The organism is Nitrosomonas nitrosa (genome assembly GCF_003051105.1).
GTDB classification, from domain to species: domain Bacteria; phylum Pseudomonadota; class Gammaproteobacteria; order Burkholderiales; family Nitrosomonadaceae; genus Nitrosomonas; species Nitrosomonas nitrosa.
The window spans coordinates 34,201-55,872 of the sequence record NZ_QAOO01000018.1 but is presented as its reverse complement, the minus strand read 5'-3'; the positions used below and the strand labels follow the sequence as shown (position 1 = coordinate 55,872).

Here is a 21,672-nt window from a genome sequence, read left to right as displayed (position 1 = left end):
CGAAGCATGTCCGATATTCTAAATAAAATACTGGCTGTCAAAGCTGAAGAGGTGGCAGCAGCGAAAGCATCGAAACCTTTGGCTGATATAAAGGCGGAAGCTGAGACAGCGATGTTGCCACGCGATTTCGTTGGTGCGATCCGCAGCAAGATCGATCAAGGGTTGCCAGCCGTGATAGCGGAAATTAAACAAGCAAGTCCTAGTAAAGGGTTGCTGCGTGGGCGAATCAGTTCTTCGTCATCTGCTTCTGATTTGACGATGGGAAATACGCGCGACGTGGTGATCGAAGGATTTGACCCGGCTGAGATTGCTGTAAGTTATGCAAAACAGGGTGCGGCATGTTTGTCTGTTCTGACAGATCGGCAGTTTTTCATGGGAAGTGCGGAGTACTTGCGGCAGGCGCGGGCAGCTTGCGAGTTGCCGGTATTACGCAAGGATTTCATGCTGGATAATTATCAGGTCTACGAAGCGCGAGTGATGGGTGCTGATTGTATCCTGCTTATTGTTTCTGCCTTTTTGTTATTTCCCTATCCGGGTGAGGGAGGCACGGTCGATCCGCTTGTACGAATGCGTCAACTCGAATCGCTGGCTCATTCTCTTGGGATGGCAGTGCTCGTTGAAGTGTATGATGCGGATGAACTTGATCTGGCTTTGCAATTGACTACGCCTATGATTGGCGTCAATAATCGCAATCTGCGCACATTTGAAACGCATCTTGATACTACGCTGCAGTTACTTGATCGGATGCCCTCTGAAAAAATCGTCATAACCGAGAGTGGTATTAAATCGCCCGATGATGTCGCTTTGCTGCGTGCGCACCAAGTAAACGCCTTTTTGGTAGGGGAAACATTCATGCGGGCGGATGATCCCGGTGTCGAGTTGGCGCGCTTGTTTTTCTGATTATTCTGACTATTTCGCCGTCACAATTGGCTTCGATGCTGATTGCCCTGTAAGCTTGACATTGTAAGGTGCACCATAACGGATTAAACTATTTTCCAGAACACCCGCCACCGGTATCAGTCTTTCAATGCAAGTTATCGTGGTTAATTAAACGCTATGAAAACAGAACCTCAGAAAAATAGGCCCAAGTTTCTGAACCTATTTAAGATTAAACAGCCGCTACCCGCTCAGATTTCCATTCTGCACCGCATCAGCGGGGTATTGTTATTTTTTCCCGGTATTCCTTTATTGCTTTATGGTTTGCATTTATCGTTGGCGTCTCCAGAAAGTTTTGCCGGGCTACAAGCAATGATGAATAATCCGCTCGTGAAATGTGCATTATTGCTGCCTGTATGGTTATTTATGCATCATCTTTGTGCAGGAATCCGTCATCTAGCCCTTGATGTGCATCTTGGTGTGTCGCTGGAGCACGCACGGTTCAGTAGCAAGCTGGTATTGTTCATGGGCGGTTTCTTGACAATATTGGTTGGGATTTGGCTATGGTAAAACCTATAAACCGGGTCGTAACCGGTGCGCATTATGGTTTGAGAGACTGGTTAATACAACGTGTCACGGCGATTATAATGTCCGTTTACGTGTTATTACTCGTCATCTTCGTCAATTTCATGCAAATAGATGACTACGCTGGATTGAAATCGTTTTTTTCTCATCAATGGGTCAGGGTGGTCACCTTTTTGTTTTTCATCAGCCTTTGCTGGCATGCCTGGGTTGGGGTGAGAAATGTTTTGATGGATTATGTTCATGTGATTAGCCTGCGTTTAACGTTGCACATCGCTGTCATTATTTCATTGTTTGGTTATCTTATTTGGTTTGCCGAAATTTTGTGGGGGCAAGGTGGCACTCGTTAAGCGTAAATTTGATGTAGTCATTGTTGGTGCAGGGGGGGCAGGGATGCGCGCTGCGCTCCAACTATCGGAGGCAGGCCTTAAAGTGGCAGTATTGTCCAAGGTTTTCCCGACGCGTTCTCATACGGTTGCAGCCCAGGGCGGGATCGCTGCCGCGCTGGGCAATGTCACCGAAGATAACTGGCATTGGCATATGTACGATACGGTGAAAGGCTCGGATTATCTTGGCGATCAGGATGCGATTGAGTTCATGTGCCGGCAGGCGCCAGAGGTCATCTACGAATTAGAGCACTACGGCATGCCGTTTGATCGATTGGATAATGGCAAAATATACCAGCGCCCATTTGGTGGGCAGTCGCAAAATTTTGGGGGGGCACAAGCTACGCGCTCTTGTGCCGTGGCTGACCGAACCGGACACGCAATGTTGCATACACTTTATCAGCGCAATGTCAGCGCCAATACCCAATTCTTTGTGGAGTGGATGGGTCTGGATCTCATTCGTGATGAGCTAGGTGAAGTGCTAGGTGTGACGGCGCTCGAAATGGAAACGGGTGAAGTCATGATTCTGCAAGCCAGAGCGACGTTGTTTGCCACTGGGGGAGCTGGCCGAATTTTCCAAGCAAGCACCAACGCGTTTATCAATACCGGCGATGGGTTGGGCATGGCTGCGCGCGCGGGCATACCTTTGCAAGATATGGAATTTTGGCAATTTCATCCTACTGGCGTGCATGGTGTGGGGGTGCTGATCAGTGAGGCTGTGCGTGGAGAAGGCGGATATTTGCTCAACAAGAATGGCGAGCGTTTCATGGAACGGTATGCGCCACATGCCAAGGATCTGGCGAGCCGTGATGTCGTTTCCCGTGCCTTGACAACAGAGATAAAAGAGGGGCGGGGCTGCGGTCCAAACGCTGATCATCTGTTATTAAAGCTCGATCATCTAGGGGCTGATGTCATCAAATCAAGATTACCTGGTATTCGTGAGATTGCCATTAAGTTTGCGCATGTTGATCCCATCATGCAGCCTATCCCCGTGGTGCCAACAGCACATTATATGATGGGGGGGATTCCAACCAACCTATATGGTCAAGTGGTAGCGCCCTATAAAACAGGACCGGAAGAGGTGGTGCCCGGCTTCTATGCGGTAGGCGAGTGTGCCTGTGTTTCTGTGCATGGCGCAAACCGGCTGGGGACCAACTCGCTGCTGGATCTGGTTGTGTTTGGACGAGCTGCGGGCAATCAAATCATTGAGGATTTGAAGCGTAATTCACACTATAAGCAACTTCCCGCGGATGTTGCGGATAAATCACTCGCACGCCTAGCTCGACTGGATCAGCAGAAAGATGGCGAGAATGTTGCACAAATGGGTGATCTCTTGAGGAAAACCATGCAAACATATTGTGGCGTATTCCGCTTTGCCGATATGTTAAAACAGGGGGTAGACAAAATCAGTGAAGTTGCTCAACGTATTGCTCAGACGGAAATAAGGGATAAAAGCAAAATATTTAACACCGCCCGAGTCGAAGCGCTGGAATTGGATAATTTAATCGAGGTCGCAATCGCTACCATGGTATCCGCTGAAGCGCGCTGTGAGAGCCGTGGAGCGCACACGCGGGACGATTTCCCGGAGCGTAATGACGACAAATGGCTTAAACATACACTCTTTTTCGGCGAAGGTCGGCGTATCGACTATAAACCGGTGCGGCTAAAGCCTTTGACGGTGGATTCTTTCCCACCGAAGGCAAGAACATATTAAGGGTACCTCTTTGAAAATCCCTATTTCGGCGCAATCCATTGCTGTTGACAAAAAATGTTCCAAAGAATGTTCTCTTAACTAGGAGGCTGTGACAACATTTTTGCTCTCGCCTCGTTTTGTTGAAAACGCTGAATTTTTAGAGATACCCTTTAAGTATTAGCGATTCTTGGAGCAATTATTCGAATAGCTTGTCAGCTCAATTTTGATTTGGATAGATTGAGTGCGCGCGATCATTGTTCTCTTTGTTGAGAGCTTTCCTCTTTGTTATTATCGAGTACTTGGAAAAAAACCTCGTCATTCCGTATCATTCCTAGTTCATTGCGGGCTAACTCTTCGATTGCATCGAGCCCTTTTTTAAGATTATTGACCTCAGCTTCCAGTACCGTATTTCTATTTTGTAATTTTTGATTGATCTTACGCTGGGCAGCAACTTCCTGATCGATTTCAAGTACGCTGAGCCAGCTTCCCTTACCATACCACAATGGATATTGTGCTAGAACAATCATGACTACAAGCAGGAAAGCCAGTTTTTTCATTACTTTAATTGATAATAAGCTTTGCGGCCCGGGTATCTGGCCATATCACCTAAATCTTCTTCGATCCGCAGCAATTGATTATATTTAGATAAACGATCGGAGCGAGAAAGTGAACCGGTTTTAATTTGCAGCGCATTGGTGGCAACTGCGATATCGGCTATGGTTGTATCCTCGGTCTCGCCTGATCGGTGTGAAATCACTGCAGTGTATCCTGCACATTTAGCGGTTTCAATCGCGGATAGGGTTTCCGTGAGCGTACCAATTTGGTTGACCTTAATCAATACGCTGTTGGCAATACCACGGGCAATACCTTCTCTTAGAATTTTGGTATTGGTAACGAACACGTCGTCACCCACGAGTTGTACGATTTTTCCAAGTTTGCGGGTCAGGAGCTCCCAGCCATCCCAATCGTGTTCGCTCATGCCATCTTCGATACTGATGATAGGGTATTTATCAACCCAACTAGCAAGATAATCAACGAGCTGAGTGGAAGTCAGGCTCATGCCTTCTGACTGAAAATGGTATTTACCGTCCTTGTAATATTCCGAACTTGCGCAATCTACACCAATCGCAACATCGGAACCTGGTAAATATCCTGCTTGATCAATGGCTTGTACAATAAGTTTGAGTGCTTCCTCATTATTCGCGAGATTAGGCGCGAAGCCGCCTTCGTCACCCACTGTCGTCGGCATATTTTTCTTGTGAATGAGCATCTTGAGGGTGTTGAATATTTCAGCACCACAGCGTATTGCTTCTCGGAAGCTTTGCATGCCTAATGGAACGATCATAAATTCCTGCATATCCAAATTATTATTGGCATGCGCACCACCATTGACCAGATTCATCATGGGTACAGGCAGGGACATCGCACCCACTCCTCCTAGATAACGATAAAGTGGCAGACCCGATTCTTCGGCGGCGGCTTTGGCGACCGCCAGAGAGACGGCTAGAATCGAGTTGGCACCTAGTCTGGATTTATTATCGCTGCCATCGAGATCGATGAGCGTTTGGTCAATGAAAGGCTGCTCGATCGCATCAAGCCCCATGATGGTTTCGGCGATCTCGGTATTAATATTCTCAACTGCCTTCAACACCCCTTTTCCGGAATATCGCTGTGCGTCTTGATCGCGTAGTTCGACGGCTTCTTTTGTGCCGACTGATGCGCCCGAAGGCACTGATGCGCGCCCAAGCACACCGGATTCGAGTAGGACATCCGCTTCGATGGTCGGGTTACCGCGGGAGTCTAAAATTTCACGGGCGATTACATCCACAATTGCACTCATGCTACATTCCTTGTCATTGTTTTACGTTTTATTTAGATATTATTGTTAACTCAATTAATTAAGCTGGTATGGAAAAAACTATTCTGCTTGTGATTCATAACCGTATCTTTTTAGCAAAGAAGTATTAACCAAATCTTGCTGGTGAATTAATAAAATTGAAGGTGTTCGGCGAATATTAGTTAATTTGCCGTCTATCTTTCTTTTCCGATCCGATGCGTTTGCTGGCAAAATCAATGGCAGCCTTTACGTAAGCCATGAATAATGGGTGCCCCTTTCTTGGCGTCGAGGTGAACTCCGGGTGAAATTGGCACGCAACAAACCAGGGATGTTCCGATTTAGGTAGCTCAACCATTTCGCATAGATTCTCTTCGGACGATAAGCCGCTTACCTGAAGCCCCGCCAGTTCTAAATCCGGAATATATGCCGTATTGACTTCATAACGGTGGCGGTGACGCTCGATGATTTTATCCTTGCCATAGATTTCTCTTGCCAACGAGTTTTCTTTAAGAATGCATTCTTGTCCTCCTAGACGCATGGTCCCCCCCAGATCCGTTTTGGACGTTCTTTTCTCGATACGCCCTTCGCGGGTGCGCCACTCAGTGATGAGCCCCAACACAGGGTGGGGCGTAGTGGGATTAAATTCCGTACTATGAGCATCCTTCAATTTAAGTTTGTTGCGAGCATACTCGATTACGGCAAGTTGCATGCCGAGGCAAATTCCCAAATAAGGAATGTGATGCGTGCGGGCATAATGAATGGCTGCAATTTTTCCTTCGACACCGCGCTTGCCAAATCCTCCGGGTACTAAAATGGCATCTTTGTCACGGAGACAATCTGTACCCTGTTTTTCAATTTCTTCTGAGTCGATGTAGCAAATGTCAATCTTGCTACAAGTATGAATACCTGCGTGAATCAGTGCCTCGGACAATGACTTGTAAGACTCTGTCAAATCGACGTATTTTCCTACCAAAGCGATTGTGACAAGATGCTGGGGGTGCTCTAGCGCATGGACGAGCTTCTTCCACACAGAGAGATCGGCTGATTTGGCTAGGATATTCAGCTTATGACAAATGATTTCATCCAACATTTGCTCATGAAGCAATGCGGGGATTTTATAGATACTGTCGACATCGATTGCTGATATGACCGCTTCTTCTTTGACATTGGTGAACATGGCGATTTTTCGTCGCTCATCTTGAGGAAGCATGCGGTCGGCACGGCAGAGCAGCACATCGGGTTGTATGCCGATTTCTCTCAGTTCTTTAACCGAATGCTGTGTCGGTTTTGTTTTAAGTTCCCCCGCAGAGCCAATGTAAGGCAATAACGTCAGGTGGATAAAGCAGGTATCCTGTCGCGGCAGCTGTACGGCCATTTGCCTGATCGCTTCCAAAAAAGGGAGGGATTCGATATCGCCAACTGTTCCGCCGATTTCCACGATCGCGACTTGTGCGTCATCCACGCCATTACGGATGAAAAGTTTGATTTCATCAGTGATATGAGGAATAACCTGCACCGTTCCACCCAGATAGTCTCCACGGCGCTCCTTACGAATGACGCTTTCATAGATTTGTCCTGTGGTGAAATTATTGCGCTTGGTCATTCTCGTACTGATGAAGCGTTCGTAATGACCAAGATCGAGATCAGTTTCTGCACCATCATCTGTAACGAAAACTTCGCCATGCTGAAATGGATTCATCGTACCGGGATCTACATTGATGTAGGGATCCAGCTTGAGCATGGTAACTTTAATGCCACGACTTTCTAAGAGAGCAGCTAGCGACGCGGCAGCGATACCCTTCCCCAAGGAAGATACTACACCACCGGTCACAAAGACGTATTTAGTCATGGGGGGCAATGTTAACTCAAAAAACGAGCAAATGAAACTCCCAACACCAACACATTCCTCAGTAAATAAATGTATTATTTTCGATACTTAATGGCACAGCTCGTTCTGGTATCGTTGTTAAATGAGGGAACTGTAGAATGCGTAGATTGAGAGAAAGCGCTCTTTAAATCAATATGTAATATAAAATTGTTTTGGTAATGCCATCAGTGATGTAGCATGTTTCCATGCAGGCAATCTACGCAGGCTGTTCATTATCGCTTTGTAAATGACAAAAAAGTTATTCGCATCTTTCGATAAGCCGTTAGGCGCAGTGTGCTCATACGTCAATTATAGTATTAACCGACTGCTTTTGCTTGGCATGGATGCTAACTTCACTAAGAGTTTGCCCATACAATAGCATTAAATGATGACGATCTAATCTATTTTGAGGGGTAATGAGCAAACTGCCTCTAAATCAGCGATAAACTTGAGTGCGGCGATCATGTGGCGCTATTCCAGAGTATACTCATCGCACCTCAAAATTCGGCAACTATACCTTCTCCCGCTGGGAGAAGGTTGGATGAGGGATGATAAAAAATCGAATTTTGAGGTGCGAAGTGTATATCTTCTCTATAGGAATAGGCGCATTTTAAAGCAATATTTTTTGTTTTAGCAGTAAAGAAAATGCATGGTGACGTTGTTTGTTCTCATTCTTGGGTCGGATCGGTGATAAAGCCGATTTTTGTGATTCCAGATTTGGCGGCCAGGCTCATGATACGGGCTACATGCTCGTAATGCGTCAGTTTGTCGGCGCGAATATGAAGTTCGATTTTTGGATCATTTTCTGCCGATTGCGTGAACCTTGGTGCGAGTTGCTCAAGCGTAATGGTCTCGCCATTCCAGAAATAACTGCCATCATCACGTATGGCAAACTCGATATGCTCGGGCTGGGTCGTATTCGGATTGCTGGAGGCTTTGGGGAGATCGATTTTGACTGAATGTGTCAAGAGCGGCGCGGTGATAATAAAAATAATCAATAAAACGAGCATGACATCCACGAGTGGGACGACATTGATCTCAGACATGGTCGTTTGCCCTTGATAACGGTCGGAGCTGCCAAATGCCATTATTGTCTCCCTTCGAGAGCAGGTGCCGCTGATGTAGCAGGTGCAAATGACGTTTCTCGGTTATCTGCTGACGATACTTTGACATCGTCACCCACTTTGCTGCCAACAGTCACAATTGTGAATAAATCATGCGCAAAGGCGTCCAGCTTGGCCATCCATAATCGGTTTCTTCTGACAAAAGCGTTATAGGCCAATACAGCCGGAATGGCCACGGCCAATCCCAGTGCGGTCATGATTAAAGCCTCGCCAACGGGCCCAGCCACTTTATCGAGCGTACCTTGACCGGAAAGTCCAATCTGAATGAGTGCGTGATAAATTCCCCAAACAGTGCCAAATAGCCCGATATATGGTGCAGCTGACCCTGCTGAGGCAATGATAGTGAGACCATTTTCAATACGGGTAGCTTCTTGGTCAATTCCATTACGCAAAGTGCGTGTCAAAAAATCACCAGCTCCTCCTGCCATCGCCAGTTTCTCAAGGCCATGTTTTTGTGAGTTAGTGGTAACGTCCAGGGCTAATTTTGCGAGTTGCGCAAAAGCATTATTATCGGCTGAAACATTTTTCATTTCTGCTTTTAACTCTTGCAGTGAATCAACTTCCCAGAATCGTTTCAGAAAAGTATTGGCTCTCCGAGTGGCCAAATAATTGCTGATGCTTTTAGTGATGATCAGATACCAACTCGCAACTGACAGAGAAAGTAGCAGAGCGAGCACGCACATGCCTACATGGTCTATCTGTGCTAGAAAATGAGAAAAGCCAAGAGATTGTTCCATTACATTAATTTCCTTGAATTACAAAATTAAAAGGTTGCAATGCGATAGCCCGGACAGGTTGACCATCACGGACGGCAGGTCGGCATCGCCAGGTTTTTACTGCTGCCAAGGCTGCGTTATCAAGGCGTGAATAGCCGCTGCTATTAATGATGCGTGTATTGCTAATACGACCAGACTCATCCAACTCGACTTGCAACATGAGTTTTCCTTCTTCACCCAAACGACGCGAGAGTGCTGGATATTCGGGCGCACTTAATTCTGGGCACGAAACCGATAATTCTGACGAAAGTGTCACAGGGCCTGTTTGCATTTGCTCTGGGCGAGCCGCAGCAACGGTTTGTTTCTCCTGTTTTGCGGGTGCTGGTTCGGGTTCCGTGACAGGTTCCGGAGGAGTGGGCGCAACAAATTCCTCTTCAAGTTGAACGGGCGTGTTGGCCACTATTTGCCGCTGCTTGGGTTGCGGCTGTACTTTTTTGACTACCTTGGGTTTTTCGGGCGGTGGAGGGACATGCTCTGCTTTTAAATCAACTTTGGTGGCTTCGGGCGATTCAATCTTGGGTTGTGGAGGGACGATCAACTCTGCTGAAAGCGTAACCGTTGGCGGCATGGTTGAGGGTAGACGATGATGCCACATGCCATAGATCAAGGCAGCATGGATCATGAGAACAAATATTAAGCTGATAATTGAGATCGCGGAAACGGTCGAATTGCGTTTTGTATGCTTCATGCAGTCAACGCCCTACAAGCGAAAAATGGTCTGGTCAAATTGTGTTTCAATTGGAGCTGAAAAGCAGGAATCGTAAATTTTCTGAGCGGCTTAGCTGTTCTTCAGAGGCTAATAAATTGATACGCTATATTAGCGTAAACGATAATAATTATCAATCATTGTGCGTGGTTATATCAACAAAAAGAAGTTGAATGGATTGATTTCTCGAGCAAAAGATGAAATGCTCGCCAAGAATGTCATACAATGCGCCATGCAAGACAGGAATCAGCCACGACCAATTCAGTACATTATAAAATAGCTCACGCAGTTTTAAGAGCTAGTTAATCTGCTAGTTAATCTTTATGACAAATTCGACCCCCCGTTTCTGGCGCCGTACACTCAGCATGTTTTACGATTTTTTACTGCTGCTTGCCATATGGTTTATTGCCAGTTTTATTTTTCATCTTGTATTTCGTGATACCACCGCTGTTTATTTTAGGCCACTCTTTCAGTTCTACCTACTGTTTGTGGCGGGCATTTACTTCATCTGGTTTTGGACGCACGGTGGTCAGACTTTGGCCATGCAGACCTGGAAAATGCGCGTCGTGACGAGTAACGGTCAGCGATTGACAACCCGGCAGGCGATCACACGCTACCTGCTTGCCGTCATTGGCATTACTTTTTTCGGGTTTGGCATTATGTGGGCATTGTTTGATCGCGATCGTCAGTATTTGCATGATCGGCTTGCCGGAACGCGTATCGTGAATGTAGAAAACTGAATGACGGCTGAAATTTATTTGCTGGTGTTTATACCCGTAATCGGTCAGAGGGATTCATGTTGAAAATATCGCTCAATACACAAATACTGTTAGGCGCATTGATCGGAATTTTACTCGGGCTGGGGTTGGCTACGCTGGATCAGGAATCATCGCTATCCCAAAACAGCTTGTATATCGCTGGCTTGATGAGCACGTTATTCATCGATTTATTGAAAATGGTGCTGGTTCCATTGGTTTTTACCTCCATTGTGGTTGGCGTAGCCAATTTGCGCGCCCACCATCAAATCAACCGGGTCTGGACAACCGCGATCAGTTTCTTTGCGGGAACGATGGTGCTTGCCATTCTTTTGGCGCTGATCGTCGCCAATTTGTTCCGGCCTGGTGAAGGGCTGGAAATTGCAATGTTCAAAGATGCGATGCAAAGCTTTGAAGTCAGGCAGATGACCTTGCGGGAATTTTTCGCGCATTTCCTGCATTCATTGTTTTTGAATCCGCTCGCGGCGCTTGCACAAGGTAATATCATTGCTATCGTTGTATTTGCGTTATTGCTTGGCATTGCCTTGGTAGTAGGAGGTGAGCGGTATCAGAATATTCTTGTGCTGATGAAAGAGTTTCTCGAGCTGATCCTCATGCTGGTCGGTTGGATCATGCGTCTTGCGCCATTCGGAATCATGGCGTTGTTACTGCAACTGGTGGTGGCGCAAGACATGACGCTGTTGACCACGTTGATCAAATTCATCCTCATTGTGATTGGCACGACTCTGGTGCATGGCTTGATCTTATTGCCACTCATTCTTTATTTGACGACAGGGATGACGCCGCTGCGGTTCTGGAATGGCGGACGTGAAGCGTTGATCACAGCGTTTGCGACCAGTTCAAGTGCCGCAACCATGCCGATCACGATGCGGTGCGTGGAACAGCATCTACACGTCAAATCGGATGTGGCGGGTTTTGTAATCCCCCTCGGCGCAACCATGAATATGGATGGAACAGCGCTTTATGAAGCTATCGCCGCGCTGTTCATTGCAAACTTGGTGGGAATCGAGCTGGATATCATGCAACAACTCATTGTTTTCCTGACCGCCATGCTGGCTGCCATCGGAGCGCCGGGCATTCCCAGCGCCGGGATGGTCACCATGGTGATGGTATTGCAAGCGGTGGGCTTGCCAGCAGAAGCGGTCGCTATTTTGCTGCCGATCGACCGTTTGCTGGATGCATTTCGTACCATGGTCAATGTCGAAGGGGATATGATCGGCAGTCTGGTGGTACAGAAATGGATAAAAAATACTTAATTATAATATCAATAAGCTACTGATTTTATTCATTAGTATCACTTGAGATGTGAATCCATCAAGGTGTATCAGTTTTCATTCTTATTTTCAGGTGGCTGTAGTGGTGTAACGCGTATGACACGCGGGTCATCCGCGAATTCAAGTAATAATCGACGAACACGCGCCTGCCAGGTATTGGCAAAAGTAGCGCGCGTGTCATCATCTGCGCGGTTTTGTAAAATTGCCATCAGCCGTCCGCTTTGTGCAGGATCACCTGGCACCCAGGAAACATCAAGTTCCACGGCTACGCAGGCGCCGGTATCGAGACGCTTAAAACAGATGGCTTCCCCTTCCTGATGGTCGGCAAAACTTAAGAGACCCATACGCTTAAAGCGACCTTGGATGCCCTGGAAGCCATTGGCGGCAGCTGCCCCTGTCAACAGGGTTAAAACCTGTGCCATGACCCCTGTTGTTCCTTCATGTTCAGGGGCAGGCATATGAACGGCAATCGCGCCGCGTTCAGCGAGTTCGTCTGGATAGAGCGCATTCAATGCAGCGCGGCCAATGAGGAATGCGCCGGCAACAGTCGGGCATGAATGACCAGCAAGCCGTACGGCATCAAGATAGCGGTATTCCAATATACCGTCATGCGCTGCACCGAGCAGAGCGGCGAATGGATCACGTGTTCGTATGACGGGTGCTAAATCATAAAAATCGGGAAAATTCACTGTGATGGCCTCTTTATATAATAATTATTCTGTTAATTCAATAATGGGGGTGCAGCTCAGCTACGAAGCGCCTTGTTATAGCGATACAAGCGCAAAGCCGGTTTACTGATATTGCGTTGTGATTACGATCTTATCGTTTTAAGTGCTTGCGCCCATTTATAAAGCTCATTGAGTAGCGATGCGCCTGAGTTGATATGATGTTCACTCGGCTTAAACCGCTTGTCTTCATCAAGGTGTGAAGAAACGTTCTGAATAGCCACAGCTTCTACCATAGGCATCATTTTTAAAGTCGTCAAGGTCAATTTCTCGACCAGTGCAGAGCGGAGCCCACCTGAAACACCACCATAGCTGACCATACCGGCAGGTTTATAATTCCACTCTTTGTAAACATAGTTGAGCGCATTCAAAAGCGATGGAGGTGGGCCAAAGTTGTATTCGGGGGTAACGAAAACATAAGCATCTGCTGCATTGACACTGGCAGCCCAGTTTTTAGTGTGTTCATGCCGATACCGTTGCAGAACAGGATGTTCCGGCTCATCATATACCGGAAGGTTAAATGTAGCGAGGTCAATCAGCGAGACTTCAAACTGGCCATGCTGTAATGCTATGCCATGGAACCATTGAGCGACATACGGCCCAATCCGTCCAGGTCGTGTGCTGCAGATAATAATTTGGAGTTTTAACTTCATTGTTTTTCTTGTTCACGAGAGTAATGATGAAATCCTGAAAGGAGGAAATAGTCGGGCGCTATTGTTTCTTATGGTGGTTTCCGTTCAGTGGATAATCCACATTTTATCTTTTATCAGGTAAGCATCGTCGCATTAAAAGGGTAGTGGCGTGGGGTATGTTGAACGGTTATCCATTGATCGGTCGTGAATGCAGCAATGGCCCAAACACCATTGAAACGGCCAACTCCTGAATTTTTCTCACCACCGAAAGGGTTGTAGGGCAGATCATTGACCGGCTGATCATTGACGTGAGCCATGCCCGTTTCGAGTCGCTGCGCAAAGCGGAGCCCGCGTTCGGCATCCCGTGTAAATACAGCGGCGGCCAGCCCTAATTCAGTATCGTTAGCGATGTTCAATGCCTCTTCCTCATTCCGCGCGCGTATGATCGGCGCGATCGGACCAAAAGATTCCGTTTGTGCCAATGCCATCTGGTTGGTGACTTGAGAGAATAGATGCGGCGGAAGAACAAGACCTTGCGCATCGCCACCGACGACCTGGCATGCGCCTGCTGAGATGGCATCCTGGATTTTGCTACGCAGTCCATTGAGCTGAGATTCATTGATAACGGGACCGATCAAGGTATCAGGGGCAGCTGGATCACCCACTTTCAATTGTCGTACCCGATTAGCCAAGCGCTCCAGAAATTCATCGTGGACGCGTTCATCGACAATAAAGCGGTTGATACTCATGCAGGTCTGCCCTTGATGGAGAAATTTACCGAACACGGCGGCTTCCACGGCTTGTTCCAGTTCGGCGTCTTGCAGAACGACAAAAGGGCCATTGCCACCTAGCTCCAGTTCGAGTCGCTTCAACACTGAACTTTCTGCTGACAGTTTGGCAATATTCCGCCCAACGGGCGTTGAGCCCGTGAACGAAATGACGCGTGGAGCAGGGTGGGTGACAAAGGCATCGCCAATTTCACTCCCTGCACCGACTATCACGCTGAATACACCGGGAGGGAGTCCCGCTTCTTCGAAAATTTTTGCGAGCAGCAACCCGCCCGTGATCGGCGTGTCGCTGGCAGGTTTGACGACTACAGCGTTACCGACAGCGAGCGCGGGGGCAGCCGACCGGACGGTCAGTTGTAAGGGCCAATTCCAGGGGCTGATGACGCCGACAACACCGACTGGTTTGCGGTACATGCGGCTTTCCTTACCGGGAATATCGGCAGGCAGAATCCGCCCTTCTACCAAATAAGGCAATGTGGCCGCTTCCAGCAGCACGCCATGCACTGCCTTCCATTCCAAGTTGGCTTTGATGCGTGTGCCGCCCGATTCATGGATCAGCCAGGCGACAATCTCTTCCCGCCGAACTTCCATGATGTGTGCGGCCCGCCGCATGACGGCTGCCCGCTCGCCTGGCAATAACGATGCCCAGGAAAGTTGTGCCTGTTGAGCGCCACGGTAAGCTTCATCCAGATCGTCGCGATTGGCGTGAGGTATTTCGACCAGCGTGCTGCCATCATAGGGGTTCAAGTCGCGAAGAACTTTCGCGCCCTTCCCATGCCGCCATTGTCCGTTGATAGGGAGTTGATCGAAATTTGTATAGGGTAAATGGGATTGTTCATTTATTGTCATAGTCTGTTTTCTCCCTGTGGGCAAATTCGGAGGCAGAAGCCGCGATCAGCGAAATGAAATTTCACATGGGGAGTGAATGCAATCGAATAATGGGCTTGATCGTCACGCCTTTCTCGCTGTCTTCAGCCGCCTGGTTGATTTGGTCGAGTGAGTAAAATTTCACCAGTTTATCGAATGGAAATCTCCCTTGTTTATAAAGTTCGACGAGGGCAGGAATAAAAAGATCGGGCTGGCTGTCACCCTCGATAATTCCAATGATGCGCTTTCCCGTCGTCATCACGCCATTCACATCGAAGTTCGCTTCAGTGCCTAATGCGGGCGCGCCGACGATTCCGCATGTACCGCGTATCGCGAGTGCATCGATCGCTTGACGCAAAACGGCAGGCCGTCCGCTTGATTCCAGCGCGAAATCAGCGCCACCGGCAGTTATGGCATGAACGGCTTCGACGGGATCGGCTTCACGGCTATTTATCGTGTGGGTTGCACCGAGTTCCATCGCCAGCGCCAGACGAGAAGGGACCACATCGGCAGCGATGATGGTTGTCGCACCTGCCACACGCGCGGCCATGATGGCGCTTAGCCCAACTGCGCCGCCGCCAAATGCTACGAAACTGCTGCCAGGGTTGACTTTTAATGCATTCATGACCGCGCCTGCGCCCGTTTGAATACCGCAGCCAAGTGGACCCAATAATTCAAGAGGTGCGTCTCTCGATACCTTGATGACGTTACGTTCATGTGCCAGAGCAAATGTAGCGAAGGATGATTGGCCAAAAAAATGATCGTGTACCGAGGTTTGCGCGGAATTTGATTCAAAAGTAGACGTACTGCCATCTTCGCGTGCACCTCCAAAATTGAGCGCGTAAAAGTGGGAGCAATAGGTTGAATCACCACGGAGGCAGGGTTTGCAGTGTCCGCACCACATATAGGTCAGAACGACGTGATCGCCCACTACTACTTTGTTTACACTACTGCCCACTTGTTCAACGATACCTGAGCCTTCGTGCCCAAGTACTACTGGGAGCGGCACGTCATAAAGCTGATCGCGTGCGACCATATCGGTATGACACATGCCCACGGCGATGATGCGAACACGCACTTCATTTGAGTGGGGTTCATCCTGCAATAGCTCCTCGATCTGAAAAGGTCCGCCTTTTTGACGGACAACCGCGGCTTGGATTTTTCTCATCTGCCCTCCTGATTGAAGGTGGTTATTGTTTCCTTGTCAGCAATAGCGCTGCTACTTGCAGGTATTCGAATCGATGTTATCGGCAATGGGCGTGGCAGATACTATCGAATTCCCGATTTTCCCGGTGCGAGTATGCCGTTCGGATCCAGTGCATCTTTGAGTGTTTTATGAATTTTGCGCTGTACCGGCCCGTAGGTTTCCGCCACTTTGTCCATAAAAGCGGTATTGACGCGGTAGGTACCATAGCCTTGCGCCGAGAATACGGTAAGCAACTCATCAAAGCACTGGTATGCTGCTTGGGTCTGCGCAGGATCGGTCTTATCGTATAGCACATCGACAATGTGGTGCATGTCACGCATACCCACGATGAATTCACCCGAGTAATCCAACCCGTATTTTGCAAGAATCTGCTTGGTCAGTGCCATCTGCTTGAGTGTTTCGCTGCCACGTGCTTGGGAAACAGGCGCAAACCACATAGAGCCCCCGCCCCCGCGCCAGTTGTATAAGGAAAATTCCGTCAGCGTCATATCTCCACGCATCAGTTTGGCACGGTAGTTAAAGGCTGGATCATCACCCATTTCTTGTTCGGTCAGGATCTTGGCTTTGCCTGATTGCTTAAAGGCCTGCGTAACAATCTGCCAGTTCACATCGATTTGCTCCTGCGTTCCATAGAGCGCGGCATAGACATTCCAGATACCCAGTTTATGATCTTTGCTGATTTTACGGACGGCTTCATCCGGAATTGCACCTGGCCCTGACACATAATCGCTGCGTCGGGCTTTCACGGGTGCTTCATACAGTGCGTGTGCAATCACGATTGCGTTGGGAATGACGCCACTGATGCGCAGGGGGCGGATCGTTTCGACGATCTCCACGATATCCTCTTCATGCTCGTATTGAATGACGAAGGGTTTATATGCCGGTGGAGCCGGCATGAGCCAGAAACCGAATTTGGTGACAATACCGTAGTTGGATTGTGTGAAAATCCCATCCAGATAGGGACCATACCCCCATTTGAAGACTTGCCAAGTATTGGAATTGGGCATCGAGCCCATGCCGGTGCGCAATACCTCACCATTGGCCAACACGACTTCCATACCACAGGCGAACAAGAAGTGTTCGCCATAGGGCGTGTAACCCACCCCGCGATCCAGTGTATTGCCAACCGGTCCGGCGATCGCGGAGGGTGCAGGCACGGATAACCATAAGCCTAACTGATGTTCATCGATATAATCGTATAGCTGCTGGTAGGTCACGCCAGGCTCAACCAAAGCGTAGGCCAAATCTTTATCGACTTCAAGAATGCGGTTCATGCGCTTGAGGTCGAGCACGACTTGACCGCGTTCTACGGGTGCTGCAGAACCATAACCAAAGTTTTTGCCTGTTGAAATCGTCCAGATCGGCACCTTGTATTGATTACAGATGGCAACGATTTTCTGGATCTGTTCGACCGTCGTCGCAAGCAGTGCGGCTGAAGGCGCATGATCGGCATCGGGAACGGGCATCATGGTCTTGATATAAGGTGCGAGCTGCTCTGCGTTGGTAAGGACGGCGGTGTCGCCAAGTATCTCTCGGAAACGGCTAATGGCCGTATCGAAAACTGTCTCAGACACGCCCTTGGGCAGTGCAATATATTTACTGGCCATGCTGTATTCTCCCTACACGTCAAATATAAACGAGACAAAATGCGTGCCTGCAAATACTTCTGTATGCAGGTTACGCTGATTCGATCTGCAAACGAAAGCGCGGCTCGTGCACGATGTTTGATGGCTATTGATGCCCAGTGCAGTTGTCACTAAGGCAAAGCTGGTCATTTCTACCCAGTTCTCAAGTTTGGGTACATCCGGGCCGCCAGAGGATGTGCCGGAAAAGCGGGGCTGCCAGCTGTGCGCCGTCTTTTCACCGATTAATACATTTGCCTCACTGGGGGGAAGGCCTGCGCAATGAAGATCGCGGACATCTTGCTCGGTTGACCGATAAGCGCTGAAACCAGCTATGGGCAGCGCCTCATCCTCATTACGAACGACTGGTTTTTCAAGAAAGTTTTCAACGATAGAAAATTGAGGCTGGTTTTGAATGAGCATCGTCGCGAGTTTTTCTCCCACGCTGTACGCGGGTGATGCAGTTGTCCAGCGATGGCGAAGCGGTATGAGCGCATCATTGGCGGAATAAATATGAAAACCGAGCGCGAGCAGCCGGCCGTCGATGTTACGGATCAATTCAGTCAATATCGCGGCATGGGCTTCATCGGTGATTGCGATCCAACGGAGAGGGCGGGGTTGTCGTAATAGGTCAGCAGTACCTGCTGGATTATCGAAGAGAATATCTTCTAGCTTCGCTATCGGCAATAATCCTTGCTGGCTATGGGTGTGGGCAGCCCAAGCTGCATTGGCACCCTTGATGAAGACTTCGCTGATCGGTGTATTTCCGAGAAGTAAACGGCTTGGGTGAACGCTTCCGCTCGCTACTGGGTTCACGATAATTGCTGGTGCCATGCCGGGTACACCGAGTGCGAGCAAAGTGCCGCCGGTGAGCATGCCTTTAATGAGATTGCGTCGAGTTTTATCCATAATGAGGGGCTCCCTTAATATCCCGTTTCGCTTTTTGAAACGAAGTCAGCAAGCTTGGCTAACGACTCGTCATCAATTACCGAAGCGCGAAAAGCGGGCATCGCCCGGTTTCCATTACGGACAACTGCACGGATATACTCGGGAGGCAGTGAGCGATTGCGTATAGGGGGAGCTACCTGGGCTTCATGACAATAAGCGCAAATCTTGGCATAGATTTCCGCACTATCCTTCCATGCAAAGCCTTGGGGAGAGGTATCTGGCGGTGCTGACCAAGCATGGCCGTTCACAAAGATGGCTGTAGATATAAGTATGAATAGATTTTTTCCCCACTTTGCCATATTCATATTGACCCTCCGGAGAAATCTAATAAAAATTTAGAAGTGGATCTAAATTAAATTTGGGATGTGTTCGTCCAATCCAATCTTAGGTGCATCCCTGCTGGCTTTTGCGTTATAAGAAAGCCTATTGCAGATTAGCAGAGTTTTCAGTATTCCTCAAAATGTTTTTAGCAGGCCTGTTTCCGAGTCAAATACCGTATTGACGCGTACTTTGAAAATTTAATGAATGCACAATAGGTTGCCGTGCTGTTATCACCCGCAGGTAGCTACGCGGAACGGCCCCGTGCTAAACGATGATCTGCGAGGTAAATCAGATCATAGATTCCTTGTTGTGAATATGGTTGGCAACTTAGTCGATTTGACTATCGAGCCCGCTTTCTGCAATCTCGGCGGCACGCAATAGTGCTTTTGCCTTGTTTTGTGTTTCAACCCATTCGCTTTGTGGCACCGAGTCGGCCACGATGCCGGCACCTGCTTGGACATGTAATTTACCATCCTTGATGATGCCGGTGCGGATCGCGATGGCAAGGTCCATGTCGCCATTAAAGCCAAGGTAGCCGACTGCACCGGCATAAATACCGCGCTTGGAGATTTCCAGCTCATCGATGATCTCCATGGCTCTGACTTTGGGCGCGCCGCTGACGGTGCCGGCTGGGAAAGTGGCGCGTAAGACGTCAATGGCATTCAGTCCTGGCTTGAGCTTACCTTCCACGTTAGAGACGATATGCATGACGTGCGAGTAATGCTCGATTTGCATGTTTTCAGTAACATTGACTGTGCCAATTTGGGCAACTCGTCCGATATCATTACGTCCTAAATCCATCAACATGACATGCTCAGCACGCTCTTTGGGGTCAGCCAGTAAATCCGCTGCTAAAGCCGAATCTTCTTGTAAGTTTTTGCCGCGTGGGCGTGTTCCAGCAATCGGCCGCACTGTGACGGTGTCATTTTCCAATCGTACCAAAATCTCGGGTGAAGCGCCGACGATATGGAAATGTTCCAGATGATAGTAGAACATGTAAGGTGAGGGGTTGAGGCTGCGCAGCGCACGATAAAGTGCGAGCGGAGAGGCAGAATAGGGTTTGCTGGTGCGTTGAGAAAGCACAACCTGCATGATGTCGCCTTCGACGATATAGTGTTTAGCACGTTCTACCGCAGCGATAAATTCAGCTTCGCTGAATTCACACACAGCCGAACCTGACTCGGTCGGCTTTTCGATTGGAATGGTGAGGGGTTGACGCAGTCGGCTTAGTAGCTCCTTGAGCCGTTTCCTGCCTGTCTCATAAGCATTATCCAGGGTTGGGTCGAGATAGATAATGAGGTAAAGTTTTCCGGAAAGGTTATCTACGACCGCTAATTCTTCGGATAGCAATAACAATACATCGGGTGTATGCAAGGTATCCGGACGCGCGCGGCCGGCTAGTCTGGGTTCGATGTACCTGACCGTGTCATATGCGAAATAACCCACCAATCCGCCGCAAAAGCGGGGCAGATCGGTATGGGGTGCAATGTTGAAATCAGCAAGGTAGGATTCGATAAAATCCAGCACATTGTTGACACTGATTTTCTTAGAATCTGCTCCACCGATAATTTCGATCTCGTTCCCATACGCTTCTAGGCGTGTTTTTGCGGGCAAGCCTATGACAGAATAACGCCCAAAACGCTCACCGCCCAGCACGGATTCCAATAGGTATGAATACGGTTGATTGGCCAGTTTGAGATAAACTGAAAGAGGGGTATCGAGATCGGCGAACGTTTCCAGTACCAAGGGAATGCGATTGTATCCTTGCGCTGCCAAATCGTTGAATTCACTCTGTGTCACACATTCACCTTTTCAAAACTGGATGTGGCTTAAAAATAGATGGATCATGGGAAATCATCGAAGCGCGTATTTTACAGGCAGTGAACGGTGTGAAGATCGTGAAAATTCAAATCACTTTTTTGATTAATTTAGACGCTTCAAACAGCGTAGGTACGATTGCATCACAATCTAACTCGCGTACATCACGCCCTTCATTATACCCATAGGGGACGCAGAAAATGTTGCAGCCTGCCGCGCGTGCTGCAATCGCGTCATTGAGCGAATCGCCAATCAACAGCAATTCATGTGGTACTATGTGGAAGTATTTGCAGGCATGCAACAGAGGCAATGGGTCTGGTTTCTTTTTAGGCAAACTGTCACCCGATAAGACGAGCTCAAAATACGCCAGCAAGTTTGTCGCCCGCAATAATGGTAAGGTGAATGCCTCTGCTTTGTTGGTGATACAAGCCAATTGAAACCCATTCTGTTTCAGCGCATTCAATCCTTCGACCACACCGGGGTAGGGGCGGGTATACGTGTATAAATGCTCACGATAATTCCGCTCATAGATGGGCAGCGCTTTGGCGAACAATTCGGCGTCCGGTTCGGTATCCAGGCTATTGGTCAGCGATCGTTTTACCAATTTTTGTATACCCTTGCCAATAAACGATTGAATGGTAGCGAGTGGTAATTCGGGTTTGCCGAGTTCCAGCAGCATTTTGTTCGCTGCATGAGCGAGATCGGCGGCTGTATCGAGTAACGTCCCATCCAGATCGATAACGACGACTTTAATCGGGATAGGGAATGCTATTTTATTCGTGTAGTTAACAGCGCGTTGTAAATTATCTTGATCCATTAGTGATCTGTTTGATTGATATAGGGTAAT

21 protein-coding genes are annotated in these 21,672 nt (G+C 48.4%); 6 read left to right on the top strand and 15 right to left on the bottom strand.

Annotated elements, in window-relative coordinates:
- The first annotated feature begins 6 nt into the window (after nt 1–6).
- From C8R30_RS11000 to sdhA, 4 genes are all read left to right on the top strand, one after another.
- On the top strand, nt 7–900 hold the full coding sequence (locus C8R30_RS11000; RefSeq protein WP_107790127.1) for an indole-3-glycerol phosphate synthase TrpC: 894 nt from the start codon (nt 7–9) through the stop codon (nt 898–900).
- 156 nt (nt 901–1,056) lie between these two features.
- On the top strand, nt 1,057–1,446 hold the full coding sequence (gene sdhC, locus C8R30_RS10995; protein ID WP_090670774.1) for a succinate dehydrogenase, cytochrome b556 subunit: 390 nt from the start codon (nt 1,057–1,059) through the stop codon (nt 1,444–1,446).
- The gene (gene sdhD / locus C8R30_RS10990; RefSeq protein ID WP_090670771.1) at nt 1,440–1,808 is read left to right on the top strand and encodes a succinate dehydrogenase, hydrophobic membrane anchor protein; all 369 of its coding nucleotides are present in this window, start codon (nt 1,440–1,442) and stop codon (nt 1,806–1,808) included. The genes sdhC and sdhD overlap by 7 nt, the downstream gene beginning before the upstream one ends.
- Entirely contained in the window at nt 1,795–3,558 is a 1,764-nt protein-coding gene (sdhA, locus tag C8R30_RS10985; protein WP_090670767.1) for a succinate dehydrogenase flavoprotein subunit, read from the top strand. The genes sdhD and sdhA overlap by 14 nt, the downstream gene beginning before the upstream one ends.
- Before the next feature lie 230 nt (nt 3,559–3,788).
- On the opposite strand, the gene ftsB is transcribed toward sdhA, so the two are convergent.
- The 6 genes from ftsB to C8R30_RS10955 form a co-directional block, all read right to left on the bottom strand.
- A complete protein-coding gene (ftsB, locus tag C8R30_RS10980; protein ID WP_090670763.1) occupies nt 3,789–4,094 on the bottom strand; it encodes a cell division protein FtsB in 306 nt (101 codons plus the stop codon).
- Complete coding sequence (eno, locus tag C8R30_RS10975; protein ID WP_090670760.1) at nt 4,094–5,377, bottom strand: phosphopyruvate hydratase; 1,284 nt, start codon at nt 5,375–5,377, stop codon at nt 4,094–4,096. The genes ftsB and eno overlap by 1 nt, the downstream gene beginning before the upstream one ends.
- Before the next feature lie 175 nt (nt 5,378–5,552).
- Nucleotides 5,553–7,223, bottom strand: coding sequence for a CTP synthase (locus C8R30_RS10970; RefSeq protein ID WP_090670757.1), 1,671 nt, complete (start codon nt 7,221–7,223; stop codon nt 5,553–5,555).
- A gap of 686 nt (nt 7,224–7,909) precedes the next feature.
- On the bottom strand, nt 7,910–8,329 hold the full coding sequence (locus C8R30_RS10965; protein ID WP_090670755.1) for an ExbD/TolR family protein: 420 nt from the start codon (nt 8,327–8,329) through the stop codon (nt 7,910–7,912).
- The gene (locus tag C8R30_RS10960; RefSeq protein ID WP_090670752.1) at nt 8,329–9,102 is read right to left on the bottom strand and encodes a MotA/TolQ/ExbB proton channel family protein; all 774 of its coding nucleotides are present in this window, start codon (nt 9,100–9,102) and stop codon (nt 8,329–8,331) included. Before C8R30_RS10960 ends, C8R30_RS10965 begins: the two co-directional genes overlap by 1 nt.
- A 4-nt stretch (nt 9,103–9,106) precedes the next feature.
- On the bottom strand, nt 9,107–9,829 hold the full coding sequence (locus C8R30_RS10955) for an energy transducer TonB (RefSeq protein ID WP_107790126.1): 723 nt from the start codon (nt 9,827–9,829) through the stop codon (nt 9,107–9,109).
- 341 nt (nt 9,830–10,170) lie between these two features.
- Here C8R30_RS10955 and C8R30_RS10950 point away from each other — a divergent pair, with 341 nt between their 5' ends.
- Both C8R30_RS10950 and C8R30_RS10945 read left to right on the top strand, forming a co-directional pair.
- Nucleotides 10,171–10,587, top strand: a complete 417-nt coding sequence (locus tag C8R30_RS10950; RefSeq protein WP_107790125.1) for an RDD family protein — start codon at nt 10,171–10,173, stop codon at nt 10,585–10,587.
- A 56-nt stretch (nt 10,588–10,643) separates the two neighbouring features.
- Nucleotides 10,644–11,879: a dicarboxylate/amino acid:cation symporter gene (locus tag C8R30_RS10945; protein WP_107784095.1), complete on the top strand. Its 1,236-nt coding sequence runs from the start codon at nt 10,644–10,646 to the stop codon at nt 11,877–11,879.
- Nucleotides 11,880–11,947: 68 nt separating this feature from the next.
- Here C8R30_RS10945 and C8R30_RS10940 read toward each other — a convergent pair whose 3' ends face one another.
- The 9 genes from C8R30_RS10940 to C8R30_RS10900 all read right to left on the bottom strand — a co-directional run bounded on the left by C8R30_RS10940 (nt 11,948) and on the right by C8R30_RS10900 (nt 21,642).
- Nucleotides 11,948–12,586: a hypothetical protein gene (locus C8R30_RS10940; RefSeq protein WP_107790124.1), complete on the bottom strand. Its 639-nt coding sequence runs from the start codon at nt 12,584–12,586 to the stop codon at nt 11,948–11,950.
- 122 nt (nt 12,587–12,708) lie between these two features.
- A complete protein-coding gene (locus C8R30_RS10935; RefSeq protein WP_090670738.1) occupies nt 12,709–13,275 on the bottom strand; it encodes an NADPH-dependent FMN reductase in 567 nt (188 codons plus the stop codon).
- 113 nt (nt 13,276–13,388) lie between these two features.
- Nucleotides 13,389–14,891 (bottom strand): aldehyde dehydrogenase family protein, encoded by a 1,503-nt coding sequence (locus C8R30_RS10930; RefSeq protein ID WP_107790123.1) that lies wholly within the window; start codon nt 14,889–14,891, stop codon nt 13,389–13,391.
- Between the two features lie 61 nt (nt 14,892–14,952).
- On the bottom strand, nt 14,953–16,077 hold the full coding sequence (locus C8R30_RS10925; protein ID WP_107790122.1) for an NAD(P)-dependent alcohol dehydrogenase: 1,125 nt from the start codon (nt 16,075–16,077) through the stop codon (nt 14,953–14,955).
- A 101-nt stretch (nt 16,078–16,178) separates the two neighbouring features.
- Nucleotides 16,179–17,723, bottom strand: a complete 1,545-nt coding sequence (locus C8R30_RS10920) for an FAD-binding oxidoreductase (protein ID WP_090670730.1) — start codon at nt 17,721–17,723, stop codon at nt 16,179–16,181.
- Nucleotides 17,724–17,735: 12 nt separating this feature from the next.
- The gene (locus C8R30_RS10915; protein ID WP_090670727.1) at nt 17,736–18,647 is read right to left on the bottom strand and encodes a hypothetical protein; all 912 of its coding nucleotides are present in this window, start codon (nt 18,645–18,647) and stop codon (nt 17,736–17,738) included.
- 14 nt (nt 18,648–18,661) lie between these two features.
- On the bottom strand, nt 18,662–18,991 hold the full coding sequence (locus tag C8R30_RS10910; protein WP_090670722.1) for a c-type cytochrome: 330 nt from the start codon (nt 18,989–18,991) through the stop codon (nt 18,662–18,664).
- A gap of 343 nt (nt 18,992–19,334) precedes the next feature.
- Nucleotides 19,335–20,807: an anthranilate synthase component I gene (gene trpE, locus C8R30_RS10905; protein WP_090670719.1), complete on the bottom strand. Its 1,473-nt coding sequence runs from the start codon at nt 20,805–20,807 to the stop codon at nt 19,335–19,337.
- Nucleotides 20,808–20,913: 106 nt separating this feature from the next.
- On the bottom strand, nt 20,914–21,642 hold the full coding sequence (locus tag C8R30_RS10900) for a phosphoglycolate phosphatase (protein WP_090670714.1): 729 nt from the start codon (nt 21,640–21,642) through the stop codon (nt 20,914–20,916).
- Nucleotides 21,643–21,672: the final 30 nt, after the last annotated feature.